At 61.4% G+C, this 24624-nt stretch carries 17 protein-coding genes; 11 read left to right on the forward strand and 6 right to left on the reverse strand.

Annotation, left to right across the window (positions count from 1 at the left end; all coding sequences use genetic code 11):
* Nucleotides 1–231: 231 nt before the first annotated feature.
* The 4 genes from ACIP8I_RS01890 to ACIP8I_RS01905 all read left to right on the forward strand — a co-directional run bounded on the left by ACIP8I_RS01890 (nucleotide 232) and on the right by ACIP8I_RS01905 (nucleotide 7732).
* Nucleotides 232–3318: an autotransporter domain-containing protein gene (locus ACIP8I_RS01890; protein ID WP_400758235.1), complete on the forward strand. Its 3087-nt coding sequence runs from the start codon at nucleotides 232–234 to the stop codon at nucleotides 3316–3318.
* Nucleotides 3319–3379: 61 nt separating this feature from the next.
* Nucleotides 3380–5068 carry a polyurethanase gene (locus tag ACIP8I_RS01895; protein ID WP_400758237.1) on the forward strand — a complete coding sequence of 563 codons (1689 nt, stop codon included), beginning with the start codon at nucleotides 3380–3382 and terminating at the stop codon, nucleotides 5066–5068.
* A 197-nt stretch (nucleotides 5069–5265) separates the two neighbouring features.
* Nucleotides 5266–7119: a polyurethanase gene (locus ACIP8I_RS01900; protein ID WP_400758238.1), complete on the forward strand. Its 1854-nt coding sequence runs from the start codon at nucleotides 5266–5268 to the stop codon at nucleotides 7117–7119.
* A gap of 238 nt (nucleotides 7120–7357) precedes the next feature.
* Nucleotides 7358–7732 (forward strand): hypothetical protein, encoded by a 375-nt coding sequence (locus ACIP8I_RS01905; RefSeq protein ID WP_400758240.1) that lies wholly within the window; start codon nucleotides 7358–7360, stop codon nucleotides 7730–7732.
* Nucleotides 7733–7839: 107 nt separating this feature from the next.
* Here the strand turns inward: ACIP8I_RS01905 and ACIP8I_RS01910 are convergent, their stop codons facing one another.
* Complete coding sequence (locus ACIP8I_RS01910) at nucleotides 7840–8064, reverse strand: YgdI/YgdR family lipoprotein (RefSeq protein WP_007967004.1); 225 nt, start codon at nucleotides 8062–8064, stop codon at nucleotides 7840–7842.
* Between the two features lie 205 nt (nucleotides 8065–8269).
* On the opposite strand from ACIP8I_RS01910, the gene ACIP8I_RS01915 reads away from it, so the two are divergent.
* The 4 genes from ACIP8I_RS01915 to ACIP8I_RS01930 all read left to right on the forward strand — a co-directional run bounded on the left by ACIP8I_RS01915 (nucleotide 8270) and on the right by ACIP8I_RS01930 (nucleotide 14813).
* Complete coding sequence (locus ACIP8I_RS01915; protein ID WP_400758242.1) at nucleotides 8270–9922, forward strand: VRR-NUC domain-containing protein; 1653 nt, start codon at nucleotides 8270–8272, stop codon at nucleotides 9920–9922.
* Nucleotides 9919–12210, forward strand: a complete 2292-nt coding sequence (locus tag ACIP8I_RS01920; RefSeq protein ID WP_400758244.1) for a helicase C-terminal domain-containing protein — start codon at nucleotides 9919–9921, stop codon at nucleotides 12208–12210. Before ACIP8I_RS01915 ends, ACIP8I_RS01920 begins: the two co-directional genes overlap by 4 nt.
* A gap of 76 nt (nucleotides 12211–12286) precedes the next feature.
* A complete protein-coding gene (locus ACIP8I_RS01925; protein ID WP_400758246.1) occupies nucleotides 12287–14209 on the forward strand; it encodes a PAS domain S-box protein in 1923 nt (640 codons plus the stop codon).
* Nucleotides 14210–14276: 67 nt separating this feature from the next.
* A complete protein-coding gene (locus ACIP8I_RS01930) occupies nucleotides 14277–14813 on the forward strand; it encodes a hypothetical protein (protein ID WP_007967008.1) in 537 nt (178 codons plus the stop codon).
* Between the two features lie 53 nt (nucleotides 14814–14866).
* Here ACIP8I_RS01930 and ACIP8I_RS01935 read toward each other — a convergent pair whose 3' ends face one another.
* The 5 genes from ACIP8I_RS01935 to ACIP8I_RS01955 form a co-directional block, all read right to left on the reverse strand.
* Nucleotides 14867–15163 (reverse strand): hypothetical protein, encoded by a 297-nt coding sequence (locus tag ACIP8I_RS01935; protein ID WP_007967009.1) that lies wholly within the window; start codon nucleotides 15161–15163, stop codon nucleotides 14867–14869.
* A 185-nt stretch (nucleotides 15164–15348) separates the two neighbouring features.
* Nucleotides 15349–16692, reverse strand: coding sequence for a cation:proton antiporter (locus tag ACIP8I_RS01940; protein ID WP_400758248.1), 1344 nt, complete (start codon nucleotides 16690–16692; stop codon nucleotides 15349–15351).
* 36 nt (nucleotides 16693–16728) lie between these two features.
* Nucleotides 16729–17340, reverse strand: coding sequence for a Yip1 family protein (locus tag ACIP8I_RS01945; RefSeq protein WP_400758250.1), 612 nt, complete (start codon nucleotides 17338–17340; stop codon nucleotides 16729–16731).
* An 87-nt stretch (nucleotides 17341–17427) separates the two neighbouring features.
* Nucleotides 17428–18285 (reverse strand): glucose 1-dehydrogenase, encoded by an 858-nt coding sequence (locus ACIP8I_RS01950; RefSeq protein ID WP_400758252.1) that lies wholly within the window; start codon nucleotides 18283–18285, stop codon nucleotides 17428–17430.
* A 197-nt stretch (nucleotides 18286–18482) separates the two neighbouring features.
* Nucleotides 18483–19637 (reverse strand): MalY/PatB family protein, encoded by a 1155-nt coding sequence (locus ACIP8I_RS01955; RefSeq protein ID WP_400758253.1) that lies wholly within the window; start codon nucleotides 19635–19637, stop codon nucleotides 18483–18485.
* Between the two features lie 320 nt (nucleotides 19638–19957).
* Here ACIP8I_RS01955 and fdnG point away from each other — a divergent pair, with 320 nt between their 5' ends.
* The 3 genes from fdnG to ACIP8I_RS01970 are packed head-to-tail and all read left to right on the forward strand — an operon-like array spanning nucleotide 19958 to nucleotide 24621.
* The gene (gene fdnG / locus ACIP8I_RS01960; protein ID WP_400758255.1) at nucleotides 19958–23023 is read left to right on the forward strand and encodes a formate dehydrogenase-N subunit alpha; all 3066 of its coding nucleotides are present in this window, start codon (nucleotides 19958–19960) and stop codon (nucleotides 23021–23023) included.
* Nucleotides 23024–23959: a formate dehydrogenase subunit beta gene (gene fdxH, locus ACIP8I_RS01965; protein WP_400758257.1), complete on the forward strand. Its 936-nt coding sequence runs from the start codon at nucleotides 23024–23026 to the stop codon at nucleotides 23957–23959.
* Complete coding sequence (locus ACIP8I_RS01970) at nucleotides 23956–24621, forward strand: formate dehydrogenase subunit gamma (protein WP_367084489.1); 666 nt, start codon at nucleotides 23956–23958, stop codon at nucleotides 24619–24621. The genes fdxH and ACIP8I_RS01970 overlap by 4 nt, the downstream gene beginning before the upstream one ends.
* Nucleotides 24622–24624: the final 3 nt, after the last annotated feature.

The following is a 24624-nucleotide window of genomic DNA, read 5'->3' on the forward strand; positions in this document are numbered from 1 at the left end:
GATCTCAGCCTGCGGCAGCTCCTACAGATTCAGTGAGCACACACCTGTGGCGAGGGAGCTTGCTCCCGCTCGGCTGCGCAGCAGTCGCAAATCCGCCAAGCCGGGTTCGACTGGAAAATGCAAAGGGCCGCTTCGCGCCCCAGCGGGAGCAAGCTCCCTCGCCACAAAAAGCAGTATTCATGAGATTGAAGTACACGGATTTTTCGCAACATCACTAAGGAAGGTCGCTGGATGAATAACAACAATACCCCCGCGCAAACGGGTGGTCGCTTCGCCATGAAAACCCTCAATTGCGCGGTGCTCTGCGCGCTGACCACTTGGGGCACCGCGCACGCGGCGCCGTATGTGGAAAACGGCCGCAGCGGTGATCCCGCCAGTTGGCGCAGCGCCGAGTTCCAGGCGGAATGGGGGCTGGGCGCCATTGGCGCGGATTACGCCTACGCCGCCGGTTACACCGGCAAAGGTGTGAAACTGGGGATCTTCGACCAGCCGGTGTATGCCGCGCACCCGGAGTTTTCCGGCGCCAACAAAGTCATCACCCTGGTCACCAGCGGGATCCGCGAATACACCGACCCCTACATCCCGGTCAAAGCCGGCGATGCGTTCCGCTATGACGGTTCGCCTTCGGTCGGTTCCGACGGCAAGCTCGGTGCCCACGGCACCCACGTCGGTGGCATCGCTGCCGGTAGCCGTGACGGTGGGCCGATGCACGGGGTGGCGTTCGGTGCGCAGATCATCAGCGCCGACAACGGCGACCCGGGCCCGGAAGACGGCATCGTCCGTGGCAACGATGGCGCGGTGTACAAGGCCGGTTGGGATGCGCTGATCGCCAGTGGCGCGCGGATCATCAACAACAGCTGGGGCATCGGCATCACTGACCGTTTCGACCTCGGCGGCCGCGACCCCGCGTATCCGCACTTCACCGTCAACGACGCGCAATTGCAGTTCAACGAAATCCGCACGCTGCTCGGCACCAAGCCCGGCGGTGCCTACGACGGTGCCATCGCCGCCGCCCGCAGCGGTATCGTGACGATCTTCGCCGCCGGCAACGATTACAACCTGAACAACCCGGACGCCATCGCCGGCCTCGGCTACTTCGTGCCGGACATCGCGCCGAACTGGATCACCGTCGCCGCATTGCAAAGAAACCCGGACCAGGCCAGCGCCAATCCGTACATCATGAGTACGTTTTCCTCGCGCTGCGGCTACACCGCGAGCTTCTGCGTCTCGGCGCCGGGCACGCAGATCTACAGCTCGATCATCAGCGGCACCAACGCCGACAACCTGACCACCGGCTACAAAAACTACAACGGCACCTCGATGGCGGCGCCGCACGTGGCCGGCTCGATGGCGGTGCTGATGGAGCGCTTCCCGTACATGACGGGCGATCAGGTCGCCACGGTACTGCGCACCACCGCCACCGACCTCGGCGCACCGGGCATCGACGCCTTGTACGGCTGGGGCATGATCAACCTGCGCAAGGGCATCGATGGCCCGGCGATGTTTGTCACCGAGCAGGACATCCCGGAAGAATTCCGCATTCAGGGCGCCTACGGTTCCGGGCAGTTCGTCGCGGACCTGCCGGGCATCGGCGCAATCATCGACAAGGGCAAACCGACCGAGCGCGTCTGCACTGACATCACTTGCGGCCTCGACACCTGGCGCAACGACATTTCCGGTCACGGCGGCCTGACCAAACAGGGCATCGGCACACTGGTGCTGACCGGTAACAACACTTACAGCGGCCCGACCCTGGTCAATCAGGGGCGTCTGGCGATCAATGGCTCACTGGCTTCGGCGGTCACAGTCAACGACAGCGGCATCCTCGGCGGTAACGGCCGCATCGGTGCGCTGACTGCGAAAAGCGGCGGTACGGTGGCGCCGGGCAACTCGATTGGCACGCTGAACGTCGCCGGTGACGTGACCTTCGAGCGCGGTTCGACCTACGCGGTGGAAGTCTCGCCGACCAGCAGCGACAAGATCGTTGCCGGTGGCAAAGCGCTGATCGATGGCGCCACGGTCAGTCTGTCGCTGGAAAACAGCCCGACCTTGCTGACGACTGCTGAATTGAAAAGCCTGCAGGGTGCTCAATTCAACATCCTGCAAGCGGCCGGCGGCATTCAGGGGCAGTTCGGGCAAGTGCTGCCGAACTACGCGTTCCTCGGCGGCACCCTGGCGTACACGGCAAACGGTGTGCAACTGGACGTCGGGCGCAATGGCGCGTCGTTCGCCAGTGTTGGTCTGACGCCGAACCAGCGTGCGGTCGGCGCGGCTGCCGAGGGCCTGGGCGCGGGCAATGCGCTGTTCGAAACCCTGCTGTTGTCGCCGAACGCGGCGTCGGCGCAACAAGCCTTCCAGCAACTGTCCGGCGAAATTCACCCGGCCATCGGTACGATGCTGATCAACGACAGCCGCTACCTGCGTGAAGCGGTGGGCGAGCGTCTGCGTGAGCGTGATCTGTTCAATGCCAACGCACCGACCGACGACCGCAGCAACGCCTGGGTCAAGGTGCTCGGTTCGTGGGGCAAGAGCGATGGCGGCCATGAAAACGCCGACTCCAACAGCTCCATTGGCGGGCTGCTGGCCGGGGTCGACGGTTTGATTGCTGAAGATACCCGTCTGGGTTTCGTTACCGGTTATAGCGACAGCTCGTTGAACATGGGCAGCGACACGCATTCGTCGGCCTCGGTCGACAGCTACCACCTCGGTGCGTACCTGGGGCATCAGATCGATGCGCTGCGTCTGACCGCCGGTGCGGCGTATAGCTGGCATCGCGTGGACGTGAAGCGTGATCTGCAGTTCGCGGGCGTCAGCGGCAAAGAGAAAACCAAGCACGATGCGGCGACCACTCAGGTGTTCACCGAAGCGGCTTACGATCTGCGCCTGCAACCGATGAACCTGGAGCCGTTCGCCAATCTGTCGTACGTGCATCTGAACACCGACAGCTTCACCGAGAAAGGTGATGCCGCGGCGCTCAAGAGCGGCGAAGACAACCGCGACGTGGTGCTGTCGACCCTTGGCGTACGCGCCAAGCGCAGCTTCGCGCTGTCGGAAAAACATCAGCTTGAACTGGGCGCAACCCTCGGCTGGCAGCACAACCTGAGCAGTGTCGATGCTGACAGCCACCTGGCCTTCGCCAATGGCAACAGTGCGTTCACCGTGCAGAGTGTGTCGATGGATCGTGATGCGGCAGTGGTCGGCGTACGCGCCGGGCTGGCGCTCAATCGCGATGTCCGGGTCAACCTGGACTACAACGGACTGATCGGTAACAACGAGAAAGACCACGGTGTGGGTCTGACCCTCGACTGGCAGTTCTGATGGAGTACTGGCAGTCTCGCGGGAGGCTGCCAGTCCTGATTGAAGGAAGAGAGAGCACAACATGGGATTGTTCGATTACAAAAATGCCGATGGCAAAGCGCTGTACAGCGACGCCATCGCGCTGACGCTGTATGCCTACACGCCGACCGGCCAGCCGTTGCCGGCCACCGCCTGGAAACCGCTCAGCGCCACGGCGCTGGGTTATCAGGGCAAGGTCGGCGCGCAAGGCACGTTCTTCGGCGAGAAGGATGGCTTCACCAGCGCCGAGGCCGAAGTGCTCGGCAAGTACGACGCCGGCGGCAAGCTGATCGGCCTCGGCGTGGCCTTTCGCGGTACCGGCGGGCTGGGTTACAGCGACACCTTCGGCGACATGAAGAACAACCTGCTGGCCGCCATCGGGCCGTCGGATTATGCGAGCAACTACGCGAAAAACGCCTTCGACAACCTGCTCAAGTCCGTTGCCGCGTTTGCCATGGCCAACGGCATTGCCGCCAAGGACGTGCTGTTCAGCGGCCACAGCCTCGGTGGCCTCGGGGTCAACAGCGTGGCCGAGTTGAGCGGCAGCAATTGGGGCGGGTTCTTCAAGGACGCCAACTACATCGCGTTCGCTTCGCCGACTCAGAGCAGTACCGGCAACAACGTGCTGAACATCGGTTACGAAAACGATCCGGTGTTCCGTGCGCTGGACGGCACCACGTTCAGCAGCGGTTCGCTGGGCAAGCACGACGGGCCGCATGAGTCGACCACCGACAACATCGTCAATTTCACCGACAACTACGCGTCCACCGCGCAGAACCTGGTGCCGTTCAGCATCGTCAATCCGCTGAGCTGGTCGGCCCATGGCTCGCTGGGCTATGCCGATGGCCTGAACCGGGTGATCGATTCGAAGTTCTACAACCTCACGCACAAGGACTCGACCCTCATCGTCTCCAACCTTGAAGAAGCGTCCCGGGGCAAGACCTGGGTCGAAGATCTGGGGCGCAGCGGCGAGCCGCACACCGGCAGCACCTTCATCATCGGTACCAACAGCAACGACTGGCTCAAGGGCGGGGCGGGTAACGATTTCCTCGAAGGCCTGGGCGGTGATGACCGGTTCCGTGATGACGGTGGTTTCAACATCCTCCTCGGTGGCCAGGGTCATAACACCTTCGAGTTGCAGAAACCGCTGCAGAACTTCAGCTTCGCCAACGACGGTGACGGCACGCTGTATGTGCGCGATGCCTACGGCGGCATCAGCATGACCCGCGACATCGGCGCGCTGGTGAGCAAGGAGTCGGGTTCGTGGTGGGGCAGCAAGGAAATCACCTGGGGCGTCACGGCCAAGGGTATGACCAATGGCAATGAACTGACTCAGTACACCCGTTCGCTCAACGGCGATGCGTACGGCAATGCGCTGCACGCCACGGCGGACGGTGACTGGCTGTTCGGTCTGGGCGGCGATGACAAGCTGATCAGCGACAAGGGCCACGTGACCTTCGTCGGTGGCGCCGGCAACGACGTGATGACGGCGGTGGGTGGCAACAACACCTTCCTGTTCAGCGGCGCGTTCGGTTTTGATGCGATCAACGGCTACCAGGGCAGCGACAAACTGGTGTTCATGGGCGTCGAAGGCGCGGGGCAGGGCTACGACTACAAGCAGCATGCTGCACAGTCCGGCGCTGACACTGTGCTGAAGATTGGCGAGTATGCCGTGACCCTGATCGGGGTGGGAGTGGCTAACCTGTCGGACTCGTCTTTCGTCTTCGCCTAGCTCTAATGTGGGAGCGAGCTTGCTCGCGAAAGCGGTGTGCCAGCCAAGCAAATGGCAGCTGACACTCCCTCTTCGCGAGCAAGCTCGCTCCCACAGATTTGATGTGTAAGTAGTGAAAATGCTCCGGGGCGTGCCCGCGAGGGGCGCCCTGGCTGTGAGCTATCTCTGACAATTCCAACAAAAGAGAGGCAATAGCAATGGGTGTGTATGACTACAAGAACTTCGGTACAGCCGATTCCAAGGCGCTGTTCAGCGATGCCATGGCGATCACGCTGTATTCCTATCACAACCTCGATAACGGCTTTGCCGCCGGTTATCAGCACAACGGCTTCGGTCTCGGCCTGCCTGCCACGTTGGTCACCGCGCTGCTCGGCGGTACCGATTCGCAAGGGGTGATTCCTGGTATTCCGTGGAACCCCGACTCGGAAAAACTCGCCCTCGACGCCGTGAAAAAGGCTGGCTGGACACCGATCAGCGCCTCGCAACTGGGCTACGACGGCAAGACCGACGCCCGCGGAACCTTCTTCGGCGAGAAGGCCGGTTACACCACCGCTCAAGTGGAAATCCTCGGCAAGTACGACGCCCAGGGCCATCTCACGGAAATCGGCGTTGCCTTTCGCGGCACCAGTGGTCCGCGGGAAAACCTGATCCTCGACTCCATCGGCGACGTGATCAACGACCTGCTGGCCGCCTTCGGTCCCAAGGACTACGCCAAAAATTACGTCGGCGAAGCGTTCGGCAATCTGCTCAACGATGTGGTGGCGTTCGCCAAGGCCAACGGCCTCAGCGGCAAGGACGTGCTGGTCAGCGGCCACAGCCTCGGCGGGCTGGCGGTCAACAGCATGGCTGACCTGAGTGGCGGCAAGTGGGGCGGATTCTTCGCCGATTCCAACTACATCGCCTACGCCTCGCCGACTCAGAGCGGCACCGACAAGGTGCTCAACGTCGGTTACGAAAATGATCCGGTGTTCCGCGCCCTCGACGGCTCGACCTTCACCGGCGCCTCGGTGGGCGTGCACGACGCGCCCAAGGAGTCGGCCACCGACAACATCGTCAGCTTCAACGATCACTACGCCTCGACCGCGTGGAATCTGCTGCCTTTCTCGATTCTCAACATCCCGACCTGGATCTCGCACCTGCCGACCGCTTACGGCGACGGCATGAACCGGATCATCGAGTCGAAGTTCTACGACCTGACCAGCAAGGATTCCACGATCATCGTCGCCAACCTGTCGGACCCGGCGCGGGCCAACACGTGGGTGCAGGACCTCAACCGCAACGCCGAAACCCACAAGGGCAGCACCTTCATCATCGGCAGCGACAGCAACGACCTGATTCAGGGCGGCAGCGGCAACGACTACCTCGAAGGTCGCGCCGGCAACGACACCTTCCGCGACGCTGGCGGTTATAACGTCATCCTCGGCGGCGCTGGCAACAACACCCTCGAGTTGCAGAAATCGGTGAACAGCTTCGACTTCGCCAACGACGGCGCCGGCAACCTGTACATCCGCGACGCCAGTGGCGGGATCAGCATCACCCGCGACATCGGCAGCATCGTCAGCAAGGAGCCGGGTTTCCTCTGGGGTCTGTTCAAGGACGATGTGACCCACAGCGTCACGGCCAGCGGTTTGAAGGTTGGCAACAACGTTACCCAGTACGAGTCCAGCGTTAAGGGCACCAGCGGCGCCGATACGCTGAAGGCGCATGCCGGCGGCGACTGGCTGTTCGGTCTGGACGGCAACGACCACTTGATCGGCGGTGCCGGCAACGACGTGTTTGTCGGTGGCGCCGGCAATGACCTGATGGAATCGGGGGGCGGGGCGGATACGTTCCTGTTCAACGGCGCGTTCGGTCAGGATCGGGTGGTGGGTTTTACATCGAACGACAAACTGGTGTTCCTTGGCGTGCAAGGGGTGTTGCCCAATGACGACTTCCGCGCGCATGCCTCGATGGTGGGGCAGGACACGGTGCTGAAGTTTGGCGCTGACTCGGTGACGCTGGTTGGGGTGGCGCTTAATAGCCTCAGTGCCGATGGAATTGTGATCGCCTGATGCATCCGTAACCTGTGGCGAGGGAGCTTGCTCCCGCTGGGTCGCGAAGCGGCCCTGAAGACTTTGTGAGCGCTACGCGCTCAAGCGGGAGCAAGCTTCCTCGCCACAACTCGGTATCGAAAGTGACTCAACAGCCACACCCTGACTCAAAAGCTCTGCAAACAGCAGAAGCGGCCTAAAGCCAGCACGTGCACACACGTTCTACAGCTAGCCGCCATTGAGTACAGGAGATGCACACGTGAGAAGGTTCAAGGGGTATGTCGGGATTTTCGGACTGGCGCTGTTATCGGCCAATGCCTGGGCCGATCTGCCGCCAACCTCGATTCTCAGCCGTTACGGGATCAGTACCGATCAACTGCCGAAAGCGCAAAAGACCGAAACGATCGAGCCGGTCGAAGAGAAAAGCCTGTTTCAGATCCAGCCCGAACAGCCCTTCGTCACGTTCCGCCGCGGGGACGACAAACAGGCACAAGCCACCGGCAACCTGAGCATCGACCGCATGACCCAGCAGGATCTGGAGCGTTGCCGACGTCTGCAAGCCGAGCTGGCGCGGCGCGGTGAGCAGTATTTCAGCTGCGATCACAGCATTGTGGGCCTGCCGGCTTTCGAGTAATTCTCCAACGTTCCCCCTGTAGGAGCTGCCGAAGGCTGCGATCTTTTGATTTTGTTTTTAAGATCAAAAGATCGCAGCCTTCGGCAGCTCCTACAGGGGTTGGGGGGTCAGTCTTCCTTGCGCACCGTCGCCACTTCGTCAGAGCGGACTTTCACTTTGGTCCCGGAAATATCCTCGAACTCATAGAACCCGTCCTTGGTCTTGGTTTTCGGCATGTCCTTGGTCAAATACTGGGTGCCGTTCTGCAAGGTGACCACGGTCGGCGTCGAGCAGCCGGCCAATGCCAGCAGGGCCGCTACCGCCAGAGGAATACCCAGAGTCTTGATCTTCATAGCCACCTCAAATACCTCATTCCATATCAATTGACCGTATCCGGTCTCTAACGCGGTTGGTGCCGTCGAACCGGGAAAAGTTCGATGGCCCCCTGAAAAAATCCCGATTGCCGCTGCCATTGATCTTTTTCCGTTTGCACCCGACAGGGCAGAGCTGGTATCTGTACGCATAACCAGTATTTGCTCGCCATGGCCCTGAATTCCCGTGACTGCCAACCCGCTCGACGATCCGTTCTATTACCTCAACAACTTCCGGCAAGTGCTTGATTGGCTTGAGCTTCGCTATGCCGATGTGATGAGCGAATCCGAGCACGGCTTTATCCGCGACTTCAAGGCCTTGCCGCACGCTTCGCAGGGTCTGCTGGTGCGCATGGTAATGCGTAAGGGCGTGCATTTCCGCCTTGGCAAACTCAACTACCCGGAAATTGGGGACATCAGCGACGCCGCGCAGCCGTTGCTGAGTCACGGCTGGCTCGACGATCAGGCTCTGTTGAGCGTGGCCGAAGTGTTCGACGTGTTGCTCAAGGCTGAACTGCTGCAGGCACTCGGCAGCTTTATCGAACAGCCCAAGGGCCGCAAGGACGACTGGCTGCCGGTGCTGGCCGAGCAATTCAGCGAATCGCGCAGCCTCTGCGACTGGGCGCCGACGCTCGGCGAGCGCTTGCTCAGCCTGACCATCATGGAACTTTGCGACCGCCTGCGCCTGATGTTCTTCGGCAACCTGTATCAGGACTGGTCGGAATTCGTGCTCGCCGACCTCGGGATCTTTACCTACGAAAAAGTCGAGTTCTGCGCCGACTCCCGTGGCCTGCGCAGCCGTGAAGACGTTGACGCCTGCCTGTTCCTGCATCACTGCCAGCAACGCTTCGAGGCCGGTGAACCGTTGGAAACCATTGTCGAGCAGGTCAGCGCGCTGCAGTTCGACAACCCGTGGCTGCAACGGCGGCGCGGCAAGGTGCTGTTCCAGATCGGCCAGTATTGCGAGCGCATCACTGAGTTTGCCCTGGCCCTGAGCATCTACCGCGATTGCGCCTACCCCGGCGCCCGCCAGCGCATGATCCGCGTGCTCGAGCGCTGCAGCGAATACGCACTGGCGCTGGAGCTCGCGACGCTCGCCGAACAGGCGCCGGAAAGCGCCGCCGAGCAGCAGAGCCTGCAACGGATGCTGCCACGGCTGCGACGCAAACTCGGCGGGCCACCGCTCAAACGCGCAACGCCACGTCCGGTCGAGCGCCTCGATCTGCAATTGCCGCGCACTGATCCGGCGCTGTCGGTGGAGTTCTACGTGCAAGCGCATTTGCACGAAGACAGCGGCCCGGTGCATTACGTCGAGAACAGCCTGATCAACTCGCTGTTCGGCCTGTTGTGCTGGCCGGCGATTTTCGCGCCGTTGCCGGGAGCATTCTTTCATCCGTTCCAGCGCGGGCCGGTGGATCTGCTCAACGAAGACTTCCAGCAACGCCGCGCCGAACTGTTCCAGGCTTGCCTCGACCAGCTCGACGATGGCCGTTACGTCGCAACCATTCGTGAATGCTTCGCCGCCAAGTGGGGCGTGCAGTCGCCGTTCGTGTTCTGGGGCGCGTTGAATGAGCAACTGCTGGAGCAGGCGTTGGCGTGCTTGCCGGCGGAACACCTCAAGCACTGGTTCAATCGCCTGCTGCTCGACATCAAGGCCAACCGCGCCGGCATGCCCGACCTGATCCAGTTCTGGCCGCAGCACAAGACCTACCGGATGATCGAGGTCAAAGGTCCCGGTGACCGCTTGCAGGACAACCAGCTGCGCTGGCTGGAGTTCTGCCATCAGCACCAGATGCCGGTCGCCGTGTGTTACGTGCAATGGGCGGAGCAAAGCGCTTGAGCTACAGCATTGCAGTCCGCGCGCTGTGCGAGTTCACCGCCAAGACCGGCGACCTCGACCTGCGATTCACGCCCTCGCCGACAGCCCTCGAAGGCATGCTCGGCCATCGCACCGTGGCCTCGCGGCGCAACGACAAATACCAGAGCGAAGTGGCGCTGGAAGGCGAGTTTCTGCAACTGAAGGTCAGGGGCAGGGCGGACGGCTACGACCCAGCGCAGAACTGTCTGGAAGAAGTCAAAACCTATCGCGGGGACCTCAGCAAGCAACCGGCCAACCATCGCCAGTTGCATTGGGCGCAGGCGAAAATCTACGGCTGGCTGATGTGCCGCAAGCTGGAACTGGCGCAGATCAATCTGGCGCTGGTGTATTTCGACATCGTCAGCGAGAAGGAAACCTGTCTGGTCGAAGCGTTCAGCGCGCAGGCCTTGCAGTTTTTTTTCGAGCAGCAATGCCACTTGTTTCTCGACTGGGCCGAGCAGGAAATGGCCCATCGCGAGGCACGCAATCTGGCGGCGCAGCAATTGAGCTTTCCCCACGCCGACTTTCGCCCCGGGCAGCGACATCTGGCCGAATCGGTGTTCAAGGCGGTCAGCACCGGCCGTTGCCTGATGGCCCAGGCGCCCACCGGGATCGGCAAGACCCTCGGCACGCTGTTCCCCATGCTCAAGGCTTTGGCGCCGCAGCAACTGGACAAGGTGTTCTTCCTGACCGCCAAGACTCCGGGGCGCAAACTGGCGCTGGATGCCAGTCAGGTGTTGTTCGATCGATCGCAAAACCTGCCGTTGCGGGTGCTGGAGATGGTCGCCCGCGACAAGGCCTGCGAACACCTGGACAAAGCCTGTCACGGTGAATCCTGCCCGTTGGCCCAGGGCTTTTATGATCGACTGCCCGCCGCTCGGCAAGCGGCCAGCCGGATCAATCTGCTGGATCAGGCGGCGATGCGCGAAGTGGCCCGTCAGCACACGGTTTGCCCGTATTACCTGAGCCAGGAAATGGCCCGTTGGGCCGACGTGGTGGTGGCTGACTACAACTATTACTTCGATTTCAGTGCGCTGCTGTTCGGTCTGGCCCAGCTCAACCAGTGGAAAGTCGCGGTGCTGGCGGATGAAGCGCACAACCTGGTCGAACGCGGGCGCTCGATGTACAGCGCCAGTCTTGATCAGGCCGCGCTGGCCAGCGTGCGCAAGAGCGCTCCAGAAGTGCTGAAAAAATCCCTGCAACGGGTCAACCGCGAGTGGAACGCGCTGCACCAGCCGCAACTGGCGCCATATCAGGCCTACGACAAGCCCCCGGAGAAACTGCTGCAAGCCGTTTCCCTGTGCAGCTCGGCGATTGGCGATTACCTCAATGATCATCCGCAGGGGCTCGACAGCGCGCTGCAAACCTTCTATTTCGACATGCTGCAGTTCGGCCGGGTGGCGGAGCTGTTCGACGAGCATTATCTGTTCGACATCAGCAAGCGTGACCTCGAGCGCAAGCGACCGCTGTCGCAGCTGTGCCTGCGCAACGTGGTGCCGGCGGCGTTCATCGGCCCGCGCCTGAAAGCGGCGCGCAGCAGCGTGCTGTTCTCGGCAACGCTGAGCCCGCGGCGCTATTACGCCGACCTGCTCGGCACGCCCGCCGACACGGTATGCATAGACGTCGAATCACCCTTCAGCGCCGAACAGCTGCAAGTGCAGATCGTCAGCCGTATCTCCACGCGCTTCAATCATCGGCAGGCGTCGCTGGAGCCGATCGTCGAGCTGATCGCCCGTCAGTTCAGCGAGCGTCCGGGCAATTACCTGGCGTTCTTCAGCAGTTTCGATTACCTGCAACAAGTGCTGACGCTGCTCGCCGAACGCCATCCGCAGATCAATCTGTGGCAACAGTCCCGGGGCATGGCCGAAGGGCAGCGACAGGCCTTTCTCGATCAGTTCACCGCCGACAGCCAGGGCATCGGCTTCGCCGTGTTGGGCGGTGCGTTCGGCGAAGGCATTGACTTGCCCGGAGCACGGCTGATCGGCGCATTCATTGCGACTCTGGGGCTGGCCCAGCTCAACCCGGTCAACGAACAGTTGAAACGGCGCATGGCAGCGATTTTCGGCGCCGGCTACGATTACACCTACCTGTATCCGGGCGTGCAGAAAGTGGTGCAGGCCGCCGGGCGGGTGATCCGTACGCGGCAGGATCGCGGTGTGGTGATGCTGATCGATGACCGCTTCGCCGAACCGCGCATTCAGCAACTGTTGCCGCGCTGGTGGTCGCTCGGTACCGACTCGCCCTCAATCAACCCGTTGATCACGCCGTGAATAGAAGCGCGTTTGCACCTTCCCATGGCGCCGGATTGCCGCATACTTGCGCTAATGAAAACCAGCGGTGAACCTGATGAGTGACAAACCGAGCAAAACTGCCGCGATCGAGGAGATGCGTTTCCGTCTGCTGATCGATGCGGTGGTCGATTATGCGATTTACATGATCGATCCGCACGGCATCATCACCAGCTGGAACTCCGGCGCCAAACGCTTCAAGGGCTACGAAGAGGCGGAGATTCTCGGCGAGCATTTCTCGCGCTTCTATACCGCCGATGATCGTGCGGCTGGCCTGCCGCAACGTGCGCTCGACACGGCGCTGCACGAAGGACGGTTCGAAGGTGAAGGCTGGCGGGTGCGCAAGGATGGCACCAGCTTCTGGTGCCATGTGGTCATCGATCCGATCATTGATCCCAACGGCAAAGTGCTCGGCTATGCCAAGATCACCCGCGACCTCACTGATCGCAAGATGGCCGAGGAAACCCTCAAGCAAAGCGAACAGCAGTTTCGCCTGCTGGTGCAGGGTGTCACCGATTATGCGATCTACATGCTCAGCCCCGAAGGTCGTGTGAGCAACTGGAATCAGGGCGCCCAGCGGATCAAGGGGTACCAGCCGGAAGAAATCATCGGCCAGCATTTTTCGATTTTCTACACCCCTGAAGACCGTGTGGCCGGCGAACCGCAACGGGCACTGGAGATTGCCACCCGCGAGGGCCGTTTCGAGAACAAGAGCTGGCGCATGCGCAAGGATGGCACGCGGTTTCTGGCCCACGTGGTGGTCGATGCCATTCGCGGCGAAACCGGCACGCTGCTCGGATTTGCCAAGATCACCCGCGATGTCACCGAAGCCCATGAGTCGCAAGTGGCGCTGGAAAAGACCCGTGAAGCGCTGTTCCAGGCGCAGAAGATGCAGGCCATCGGTCAGCTCAGCGGCGGCATCGCCCATGACTTCAACAATCTGCTGACGGTGATTCTGGGCAATCTGGAGATTCTGCAAAAGCGCATCGGTGACGATCCGAAAAACAGTCGTCTGCTGGAGAACGCCACGCAGGGTGCATTGCGTGGCGTATCGCTGACCCAACGCATGCTGGCCTTCGCCCGCCGTCAGGAACTCAAGACCGAGCCGGTCGATATCCCGCAACTGGTGCAAGGCATCACCGGACTGTTGCGCAGCTCGATAGGCCCGGGGATTCGCATCGAGACACGCTTTCCCGAGGATCTGCAACCGGTGCTGGCCGACAGCAACCAACTGGAACTGGCGCTGCTCAATCTGGCGACCAATGCCCGCGACGCCATGGTCGACGGCGGCAGCCTGTGCATTACTGCGCAGCCGGAAGTCGTGCTTGAGCAAAGCCATTCGTCAATGGCGGCGGGACGCTATGTGTGCCTGAGCGTGATCGACACGGGGGAAGGCATGGACGAAGCCACACTGGGTTCGGCCAGGGATCCGTTTTTCACCACCAAGGGCGTGGGCAAGGGCACCGGGCTGGGCTTGTCGATGGTGCATGGCTTTATCGAGCAACTGGGTGGCCGTTTCATTCTCAAGAGCGAAAAAGGCCATGGCACCCGCGCTGAAATGTGGATACCGGTGGCGCTGGCCGGGGAGACGGCAAAAAACCTTTACCCGGCGGTCAAACCGGTGTTGGTGCCACGCCTCAGCGTGCTGGTGGTGGACGACGATTCGCTGGTGATGACCAGCACCACGCTGCTGCTCGAAGACCTAGGCCATCGTGTGATCAGCGCCACCTCCGGCGCCAGTGCGCTGGCGTTGTTCGAGCAGGGTGAAGTCATTGATCTGATGATCACCGACATGGCCATGCCGCAGATGAGCGGCGCGCAACTGGCGCATGCGGTGCGCCTGCTCAAGCCGGATCTGCCGATCATTCTGGCCACCGGTTACGCCGAACGCCTGGAAGGCTTTGCCGCGCAATTGCCGCGTCTGCCCAAGCCGTTCACCCAGCTCAACCTGGTGGAAATCATCGCGCAGTCGATGAAGTGAATCCGCCTGAACTTGTCCGTGGCGAGGGCCTTCTAAAGGGTTTCCCCCGCCACGGAGCGCGCGCCCCTTGCCACGCATACTGACTGAGCCCAGCGCTGAAGAGCACCTGACTGAACACGACGCCAAGATGTTCGGCTCACCCAAGGAACGGCTGGATTTCTATCGCAAGGAAATCCAGTACGAAACCAGCATCCTCGCCAACCGCACCGATGCCTATCTGGCGGCGCAGTCGTTCTTGGTGATTGCCTTTGCTTCGTGCATGGCCAACCTCAACCCCGAGTGGGGCAAGTTGTTCACGCTGGTGGTGCCGCCGTTTCTCGCGCTGCTTGGGTTGCTCAGCTCGCTCAACGCCTGGCCGGGGATACGGGCGGCGTACGACATCATTGATCACTGGCACTACAAGCAGAGCGAGTTGTTGCGCAGCGAGCCGATCATGGGCATGGCTTACGACGAGTCGCCGCTGTTCAGTGAAATGGAGTCGAGCCACAAGGGCTATCGCAAGTCGTTGTTGTTTTCGGTGCGCACGCCATGGATTTTCGCCACGTTCTGGATCTTGCTCGGGGCTTATGCGGTGTTCATTCAGGTGACCAACCCCGGGGGCTGAACGCCGCACAAGAAAAAGCCCGGACTTTGCAGCCGGGCTTTTTCTTGTGCGCGTTATTCGACGGTTTCAAGCTGTCGACGCAATTCCTGCGAGTGATGCGGTGACATTGGAATCGGCGGGAAGTCTTCGTTGAGGACGCACAGATGATCGATTGCTTCCTCGAACTTCGCATCGGCTTTGCGGCGCAGTGCTCGATAGTGCTCAAACTGTTCGAGGTCCAGATTGTCCGCTTCCAGCAGCTCGTAAGCCGCTCGGTTGAGGGCGTGGGCATCTTCGAACAGTTGACGATTGCGTTCCAGGGCCAAAGCCCTGCAAGCCTTGATTTGTGCAGGAGTCGAGCATTCTTTCATGACCGTGACCTTGTTATCCAAAGATTCCTATTCATGGGCTGCAAGCCGCAGGGGAACCGAACCTGCCGGACCCGCCGAGTGCTTACAGCGAGGGTTATGGTTGTGACTGCCGGTATTGGCCGAGGGATCCATTTATTTTCAGAAAAAACTTCGATGGATTTCCGGAGATATTGCCGCTGGAAAAATCAGTTTTTTCGTTTTTGCCGTTGTTCGTAGCGCGCCAGCAGCGGTTGCGTGCTGATGCCATGCAGCAAAATGCTCAATGCCACCACCGACAGGGTGATGTTGGTGCACAACGTCGCGACTGAAGGACTCAGGCCGTGGTTCAAGGCATAAAACAGATAGAACAGGCTGCCGATCCCGCGAATGCCGAACCAGCCGATCAACAGGCGCTGACCGCGGTCAAGCAAGGTGCCCCAAGGCATCAACGCCACGCAGAGCGGACGCACCACGCAGAACAGCACCGCGCCAATGACCAATGCGCGCCAGTCCCAATGCGGCACCAGCACCACGCCGAGCAGGGTCACCAGAAACACTTCCATGGCGCGTTCCACCAGACTGCCGAACGAGAGCATGTCGCCCATCATGATCCCGGCCGCAACCTGGCTGCTTTCCAGTCGTTCGGTATCACCGTGCACCGCGTGCTGCGGTTCGATGTTCTGATGGCCCACCACCGGTTGCACCAGATGTTCGGCGGGTGGCTGGCTGGCGCCGGTGGATTTGACTTCTTCCTGGCGCAAGCCGAGGCCGGCGGCGAATACTGACAGAAAACCATAACCGCCAATCGCATCCGCGCCGACGTAAGCCAGGGCAATCAGCGACAGCGCCAGATAATCATTCGGGCTCAGGGTGCTGTCGTCGTTGCGGATGCGCAGCGACAGGGTCAGCCGGCCAATGCCGCGTCCCATCCAGTAACCGGTGAGCAGACCGACCGGCACCGCCCAGAGCAAACCGTGCAGCACCCAATCGGTCAAGGCGCCGGGTTGCGCGTCGGCCTGCAACAGCAGCAAGCCGAGAATCACGAACGGGAACGCGATGCCGTCATTGAGCCCGGCTTCACCGGAAAGACCGAAGCGCACGCTGTCGACATCCCGCGCATCATTGACCTGCACCAGCGCGGCCAGTACCGGGTCGGTGGGCGCCAGCATCGCCCCGATCAGCAGCGACGGCCCCCACGACAGTTGCAGGCCCCAGTGCAGCAATACGCTGACCCCGGCGATGGTCAAGACCATCACCGGGCCAGCCAGCCCGAACGCAATCCGCCAGCGCTTGTCGCGCAGTGGCAGACGCAGCTTCAGCCCGCAGACAAACAGCGAAAACAGCACCGCGACTTCCGTGAGGTGTTCCATCCACACCGAGGCGTTTTCCAGGGGCAGCTTCAGCAGATCCAGACCGCTCGGACCGATGCCGATCCCCAGCAACAGGCACACGGCCGAAGTGGTGACCGGCATCCAGCGCAGGTACGACGAGGTGAGCGCCAGGGTCAGCAAGACGGCGCCAAGCACCGCGACCCAGATGACGAAGCTCATGTTCGGTCGCCCATCGACGACAGCGTCGGCACCGGGTTAAGCAACGGTAGTACGCAGGTACTCGGGCGCGAGCACGTTGAACCACAGCAGAATCATCGACACCAGAATGGTCACCATCACCAGCAGGCCGACGCCCCAAACGCAGGCCGAGTACAGCAGGCCCTGTTCCTTGCGTTCATGCATGAACGTCGGCAGACCAACGAACAACAGGAACGTCGAATACACCGAAGCGGCACCCAGTACCAGAATCGCCAGCCAGCGACTTGGATAAAGCCCGGCGATGCCAGCGACGAAAAACGGCGTCACGGTATAGGCGGCAAAGCCGATGCACTGGTTAAGCGTGGGGCGCGCGTCGAACGTACGCGACATCCAGCGGATGAACCCGCCGATGACCGCGACCCCGGCGACAATGGCCACATACAACATGATGCTCAGTTGCAGCGCACTGGCCGTGCTCAAGCGCACGATCTCGCCGGCTGCCAGACTCCAGCCGACATACGTGGTACCGAAGAACAGGCACACGGCGGGAATCAGCGCCAATAGCAGCAGATGCGCAAGGTAGTGACGGGGATGGGCCTCTTCCTCGCGGCGGATGTCGGTCCAGGCGAAGTTGGGCTGGGTGAAGAGTTTAATGAGAGGGGCGGACATGACGACCTCCTGATCCTGCGGACCGGTTGGGACTCTTAAAGGTATGGAGGGACGTCATGCCGCCAGGTTCAGTTTTTATCGCGCTGCTCAGAGCATCGGCTTGCCGCCGGTCACGCCATAGCGCTGCCCGGTGATGTAACTGGCTTCATCGGAGGCCAGCAGCACGTAAATCGGCGCCACTTCCACTGGTTGTCCGGGGCGACCGAGCGGGGTTTCGCTGCCGAAGTTCTGCACTTCTTCATCCGGCATGGTCGAGACGATCAACGGTGTCCAGATCGGCCCGGGGGCCACGCAGTTCACGCGGATCTCTTTCGGCCCGAGTATCTGCGCCAGACCGCCGGTGAAGTTGGCGATCGCGCCCTTGGTGGTGGCATAGGCCAGCAGGGTCGGTTTGGGCATGTCCGAGTTGACCGAGCTGGTGTTAATGATCGAGGCGCCGGGGCGCATGTGCTTGATCGCCGCCTGACACAGCCGGAAAATCGCCGTGATGTTGACGTCGAAGGTCATCACCCATTCTTCGTCGGGGATTTCTTCGAAAGTTTCGTGGGTCATCTGGAACGCCGCATTGTTGACCAGAATGTCGATGCGCCCGAAGCGTGCGACGGTCTTGTCCACCAGTTCCTGGCAATGGGCCTTTTGCGCCAGATCGCCTGACAGCAACAGGCACTGGCGGCCTGCCTGTTCGACCCAGCGTGCGGTCTCTTTGGCGTCGTCATGTTCATTCAGATAGGCCACGACCACGTCTGCGCCTTCACGGGCGAAGGCAATCGCCACGGCGCGGCCAATGCCGCTGTCGGCGCCGGTGATCAGCGCAATCTTGCCGGCCAGCCGCCCGGAGCCGACATAGCTTTGCTCGCCACAGTCGGGGTACGGCTGCATTTTGCTTTGCGCACCGGGGACGGCTTGGGCTTGTGCGGGGAAGGGTGGTTTTGGATAGTCGGTCATCATCAATCTCCGAGGTTCTCAGGGCAGGTATGGGTGGTTGACCCGGACGGTTTGCTGTGAGTTCGATCGGATTTTGGATGACCACAAAACCATTGTAGGAGTGAGCCTGCTCGCGATGGCGGTGTATCAGCCGACATTGATGTTGTATGTCAGTCAGCTATCGCGAGCAGGCTCACTCCTACAGATTGGTGGTGTTTTCAGGATTTGCGGTTGGTCAGGGCGCGCTCCATGCGGCTGATGCCTTCTTCGAGCAGCGAGCGCGGGCAGCCGAAGTTCAGGCGCACGAACTGTTGGTGCTGGTCACCGAAGTCCAGACCGGGGCTCAGGCCGACTTTGGCCTGTTCGAGGAAGAACTGCTGCGGATTGTCCAGCTCCAGCGCCGAGCAATCGAGCCACGCCAGATAGGTTCCCTGCGGCACATTGATCGTGACGCCCGGCAGGCGACTGCGCACCGCGTCCACCAGCCAGTCGCGGTTGGCTTGCAGATAGGTTTTCAGTTCGGCCAGCCATGGCGCACCTTCGCTGTAGGCAACGCGGGTGGCTTCCATGCCCAGCGGGTTGACGCTGTCGACCATGCCGCAACGGGCGTGGTTGACGCGCTCGCGCAGGGCGGCGTCCTGGATGATCATGAACGAGGTCTTGAGGCCAGCGATGTTGTAGGCCTTGCTCGCCGACATCAGGGTGATCGTGCGCCTGGCGATTTCCGGGCTCAGCGAGGCGGTCGGAATGTGCACGCGGCCGTCGAAGCACAGCTCGGCGTGGATCTCGTCGGAGATGATCCAGGCGTCCTGTGCCGCGCAGATATCCGCTACGGCTTGCAGTTCTTCACGATCGAACACTTTGCCGATCGGGTTGTGCGGATTGCTCAGGAGCAGCGCACCGCCACCGTTCAGCGACTCGCGCAGGGTCTCCAGCGGGGTGGCGTAGGTGCCATCGGCCTGGGCGACGAATTCCAGCTCGACCTTGTTCAACCCCCAATGCCCCGGCGCGTGACGCAGCGGCGGGTAGTTCGGCACCTGCACCACGACGTTCTGCTGCGGTTTGACCAGCGCCTTGAGGGCCATGTTGAAACCGGATTCGACGCCCGGCAGGAAGATCAACTCCTGCGGTTTGACCTTCCAGGCGAACTTGTTCCACAGATCAGTGACGATGGCTTCACGCAGGTTGTCCTGCGCCACGCTGTAACCCACCAACGGATGCAGCAGGCGCTGCTGCAATGCCTCGATGACGACCGGCGGCGCGGCGAAATCCATGTCAGCGACCCACATCGGCAACACGTCGGCCGGGTAGCGGCTCCACTTGGTGCTGCCGGTGTTGTGGCGGTCGAATAGCTGATCAAAATCGAAAGTCATGCGCGGTCTCGTGAAGGCGGGATGGGTCCTGGGCGCCATTCTAAGCCCAACGCGACCCATGTGGGAGCTGGCTTGCCAGCGATGGCGTCGTCACTGTCGCTATTGGTGTTGACTGATCCACCGCATTCGCTGGCAAGCCAGCTCCCACAGGGTTTTGTGTTCGTTGGCGAATAGACCGACAAACGGCCGACGGTCGGTTTTCACACAGAGTGTGTGGTCATTGTCTACAGTGAAAAAGTCGGCAGCCATTCTGCCGTAACCGTGTTTGTCCAGAAAAAGCCCGGCTCAAGTACCGGGTTCCACCTGATCAGGAGTGCACGATGGATCTCAGCCGTCGTCAATTCTTCAAGGTCGCCGGTATCGGCCTTGCAGGCTCTAGCCTGGGCGCGTTGGGCATGGCCCCGACGCTGGCCTTCGCCGAGCAGGTGCGTCACTTCAAGCTTGCCCACACTCATGAAACCCGCAACACCTGTCCGTATTGCTCGGTCGGTTGCGGCTTGATCATGTACAGCCAGGGCGATGCCGCGAAGAACGTCGCGCAAAACATCATTCACATCGAGGGCGACGCCGACCACCCGGTCAACCGCGGCACCCTGTGTCCAAAAGGCGCGGGCCTGCTGGACTTCATTCACAGCCCGGGCCGCCTGCAATATCCGCAGGTGCGCAAACCCGGCAGCAGCGAATGGACCCGGATCAGTTGGGACGAAGCGCTGGACCGTATCGCCGACCTGATGAAGGCCGACCGCGACGCCAACTTCATCGAGAAGAACGCCACCGGGCAGACGGTGAATCGCTGGCTGACCACCGGGTTTCTCGCCGCGTCGGCAGCGTCCAACGAAGCCGGTTACATCACCCAGAAGGTGATTCGCAGTCTCGGCATGCTGGGGTTCGATAACCAGGCGCGTGTCTGACACGGCCCGACGGTGGCAAGTCTTGCCCCGACGTACGGCCGTGGTGCCATGACCAATACCTGGACCGATATCGCCAACGCGAATCTGATCCTGGTAATGGGCGGCAACGCAGCAGAAGCGCATCCGTGCGGCTTCAAATGGGTGACCGAGGCCAAGGCGCACAACGCTGCCCGGCTGATCGTGGTCGACCCGCGTTTTACCCGGACCGCTTCGGTGGCCGACTATTACGCGCCGATCCGCACCGGTACCGACATCGCCTTCATGGGCGGGCTGATCAATTACCTGCTGACTCAGGACAAGATCCAGCACGAATACGTGCGCAATTACACCGACGTCTCGTTCATCGTCAAAGCCGGCTATGGCTTTGAGGATGGCATTTTCAGCGGCTATGACGCGGCCAAACGCAGTTACACCGACAAATCCGGCTGGGGTTACGAGCTGGGCGAGGATGGCTTCGTCAAAGTCGACCCGACCCTGCAGGATCCGCAGTGCGTCTATCAATTGATGAAGCAGCATTACAGCCGCTACAACATTGAGCTGGCGAGCCAGATCTGCGGGATGCCGGTCGATGCCATGCAAAAAATCTGGGATGAGATTGCCACGTGCTCCACGCCGGGCAAGACCATGACCATCCTGTATGCACTCGGCTGGACGCAGCACTCGATCGGCGCGCAGATCATCCGCAGTGCGGCGATGGTGCAACTGCTGCTGGGCAACGTCGGCATGCCGGGTGGTGGCGTGAATGCCTTGCGCGGCCACTCGAACATTCAGGGCCTGACCGACCTCGGGTTGTTGTCCAACTCGCTGCCGGGCTATCTGACCCTGGGCAGCGATGGCGAGCAGGACTACAACGCCTTCATCAAAAAACGCACACAGGTGCCGCTGCGTCCGGGGCAATTGTCCTACTGGCAGAACTACAGCAAATTCCACGTCAGCCTGATGAAGTCGTGGTACGGCGCCAACGCGACGCTGGAGAACAACTGGAATTACGATTACCTGCCGAAACTGGACATCCCCAACTACGACGTCCTGAAAATGTTCGATCTGATGAGCCAGGGCAAGGTCAACGGCTACATGTGCCAGGGTTTCAATCCGATCGCTGCGCTGCCGGACAAGAACCGGGTGATGGGCGCGCTGGCCAAGCTCAAATGGCTGGTGGTGATGGATCCGCTGGCTACCGAGACTTCGGAATTCTGGCAAAACGTCGGGCCGTACAACGACGTGAAAAGCGCCGAGATCCAGACCGAAGTGATTCGCCTGCCGACCACCTGCTTTGCCGAGGAGGACGGCTCGCTGGTCAACAGCAGCCGCTGGCTGCAATGGCACTGGAAAGGTGCCGACGGCCCGGGCGAAGCGCAGACCGACATTCGCATCATGAGCGAACTGTTCCTGCGCCTGCGCAAGCGTTATCAGGCCGAGGGCGGCAAGTTCGCCGATCCGCTGCTGAACCTGTCGTGGCCGTACAAGATTCCCGACGAGCCATCGCCGGAGGAGCTGGCCAAAGAGATCAACGGCAGCGCCATGGTCGATTTCACCGATGCCAGCGGCGTGGCGGTCAAGGCCGGCTCGCAACTGGCCGGGTTCGGCCTGCTCAAGGATGACGGCAGCACCGCGTCCGGTTGCTGGATCTTCGCCGGCAGCTGGACCGAGGCCGGCAACCAGATGGCCCGGCGCGACAACGCCGACCCGTATGGCATGCACCAGCATCAGGGCTGGGCCTGGGCGTGGCCGGCCAACCGGCGGATCCTCTACAACCGCGCCTCGGCGGATGTCGCGGGCAAACCGTGGGATCCGAAAAAACGCCTCGTATGGTGGAACGGCAAGGCCTGGGGCGGCACCGATGTGCCGGACTACAAGGCCGATGTGCCGCCGGAAGCCGGGATGAACCCGTTCATCATGAACCCCGAGGGCGTGGCGCGGTTCTTCGCCGTCGACAAGATGAACGAAGGGCCATTTCCCGAGCACTACGAACCGTTCGAAACGCCGATCGGCATCAACCCGCTGCACCCGCAAAACAAGAAAGCCACCAGCAACCCGGCGGCGCGGATCTTCGATTCGGTCTGGGAAAGCCTCGGCGAAGCCAAGGATTTCCCCTACGCCGGCACCAGTTACCGGCTGACCGAGCACTTTCACTTCTGGAGCAAGCATTGCAAGTTGAATGCGATTGCCCAGCCCGAGCAGTTCGTCGAAATCGGCGAAGTGCTGGCGAAGGAGAAGGGCATCGCGGCTGGAGATCGGGTGCGGGTCAGCTGCAAGCGCGGGTTCATCGAGGCGGTGGCGGTGGTGACCAAACGCATCCGGCCGCTGCAGGTCAACGGCCAAGTGGTGCATCAGATCGGCATCCCGCTGCATTGGGGGTTCACCGGCCAGACGCGCCACGGTTACCTGACCAACACCCTGGTGCCGTTCCTCGGCGATGGCAACACACAGACCCCGGAATCCAAGTCATTCCTGGTCAACGTGGAGAAACTGTAAATGGCCAGCCAAGACATCATTGCCCGCTCGGCCACCACCACGGTGCCGCCCTCGGTGCGGAATCAGCAGGCAGTCGCCAAGCTGATCGACACCACCAAATGCATCGGCTGCAAGGCCTGCCAGGTCGCCTGCTCGGAATGGAACGAGCTGCGCGACGAGGTCGGCCACAACCACGGCACCTACGACAACCCGCAGGACCTGAGCGCAGAAACCTGGACCCTGATGCGCTTCACCGAACACGAAACCGACGCCGGCAACCTGGAGTGGCTGATCCGCAAGGACGGCTGCATGCATTGCGCCGAGCCGGGGTGCCTCGCGGCTTGCCCGAGTCCCGGGGCGATCATCAAACACGCCAACGGCATCGTCGATTTCGATCAGGATCATTGCATCGGCTGCGGCTATTGCATCACCGGTTGCCCGTTCAACATTCCGCGGATTTCGCAGAAGGATCACAAGGCCTACAAATGCACATTGTGTTCCGACCGCGTCGCGGTAGGGTTGGAGCCGGCCTGCGTGAAAACCTGCCCGACCGGGGCCATCGTCTTCGGCAGCAAGGAAGACATGAAGGAACACGCCGCCGAACGCATCGTCGACCTGAAAAGCCGGGGCTTCGACAACGCCGGGCTGTATGACCCGGAAGGCGTCGGCGGCACTCATGTGATGTACGTGCTGCACCACGCCGACACGCCGAAGATCTACGCCGGGTTGCCGGATGCACCAGCCATCAGCCCGCTGGTGGGTCTGTGGAAAGGCATCAGCAAACCGCTGGGTCTGCTGGCAATGGGCGCGGCGGTGCTGGCCGGGTTCTTCCACTATGTGCGTATCGGGCCGAATCGCGTCGAGGAAGATGAACATCCGGCGCCACCCGATACCTCAGTGCATGTCGTTGATCCGGCGGTGCACACCTTCGATCCACGCGGGGAGAACCGGCCATGAGCAACAAGACGATCCTGCGTTACACCGCCAACCAGCGCACCAATCACTGGCTGGTGGCGATTCTGTTCTTCATGGCCGGGCTGTCCGGGCTGGCGTTGTTTCATCCGTCGATGTTCTGGCTGACCCACCTGTTCGGCGGCGGGCCGTGGACACGGATTCTGCACCCGTTCATGGGCGTGCTGATGTTCGTGTTGTTCCTCGGTCTGGTGTTCCGTTTCTGGCGTTCGAACTTCTTCATCGACAACGACTGGAAGTGGATGCGCCGCATCGATCGGGTGCTGGTCAACGATGAAGAAAGCGTGCCGCCGGTGGGCAAGTACAACGCCGGGCAGAAGATGCTGTTCTGGACTTTACTGCTGTGCATGCTTGGCTTGCTGTTCACCGGGCTGGTGATCTGGCGCGCGTATTTCAGTGCGTACTTCGGCATCACCGTGATCCGCTGGGCCATGCTCCTGCATGCGCTGGCCGGGTTTGTGCTGATCCTCAGCATCATCATTCACATCTACGCCGGCCTGTGGATCAAGGGCTCGGTGGACGCGATGCTGCATGGTTGGGTCAGCCGCGCCTGGGCGAGGAAACACCACGAACTCTGGTATCGCGACATCACCCGCGATGAACGCAATCCGGACGTGCCGGAGCGACCGATCACCAAAAAGGGCTGACCT

The sequence above is a fragment of the Pseudomonas sp. NPDC088414 genome (genome assembly GCF_044753325.1).
In the GTDB taxonomy this organism is placed as follows: domain Bacteria; phylum Pseudomonadota; class Gammaproteobacteria; order Pseudomonadales; family Pseudomonadaceae; genus Aquipseudomonas.

What these genes read in the sequence shown, in the direction of transcription:
- ACIP8I_RS01890 (WP_400758235.1), top strand. Translation starts at nt 232, where the DNA reads ATGAATAACAACAATACCCCCGCGCAAACGGGTGGTCGCTTCGCCATG.
- ACIP8I_RS01895 (WP_400758237.1), top strand. Translation starts at nt 3,380, where the DNA reads ATGGGATTGTTCGATTACAAAAATGCCGATGGCAAAGCGCTGTACAGC.
- ACIP8I_RS01900 (WP_400758238.1), top strand. Translation starts at nt 5,266, where the DNA reads ATGGGTGTGTATGACTACAAGAACTTCGGTACAGCCGATTCCAAGGCG.
- ACIP8I_RS01910 (WP_007967004.1), bottom strand. Translation starts at nt 8,064, where the DNA reads ATGAAGATCAAGACTCTGGGTATTCCTCTGGCGGTAGCGGCCCTGCTG.
- ACIP8I_RS01925 (WP_400758246.1), top strand. Translation starts at nt 12,287, where the DNA reads ATGAGTGACAAACCGAGCAAAACTGCCGCGATCGAGGAGATGCGTTTC.
- ACIP8I_RS01935 (WP_007967009.1), bottom strand. Translation starts at nt 15,163, where the DNA reads ATGAAAGAATGCTCGACTCCTGCACAAATCAAGGCTTGCAGGGCTTTG.
- ACIP8I_RS01940 (WP_400758248.1), bottom strand. Translation starts at nt 16,692, where the DNA reads ATGAGCTTCGTCATCTGGGTCGCGGTGCTTGGCGCCGTCTTGCTGACC.
- ACIP8I_RS01945 (WP_400758250.1), bottom strand. Translation starts at nt 17,340, where the DNA reads ATGTCCGCCCCTCTCATTAAACTCTTCACCCAGCCCAACTTCGCCTGG.
- ACIP8I_RS01950 (WP_400758252.1), bottom strand. Translation starts at nt 18,285, where the DNA reads ATGACCGACTATCCAAAACCACCCTTCCCCGCACAAGCCCAAGCCGTC.
- ACIP8I_RS01955 (WP_400758253.1), bottom strand. Translation starts at nt 19,637, where the DNA reads ATGACTTTCGATTTTGATCAGCTATTCGACCGCCACAACACCGGCAGC.
- fdxH (WP_400758257.1), top strand. Translation starts at nt 23,024, where the DNA reads ATGGCCAGCCAAGACATCATTGCCCGCTCGGCCACCACCACGGTGCCG.
- ACIP8I_RS01970 (WP_367084489.1), top strand. Translation starts at nt 23,956, where the DNA reads ATGAGCAACAAGACGATCCTGCGTTACACCGCCAACCAGCGCACCAAT.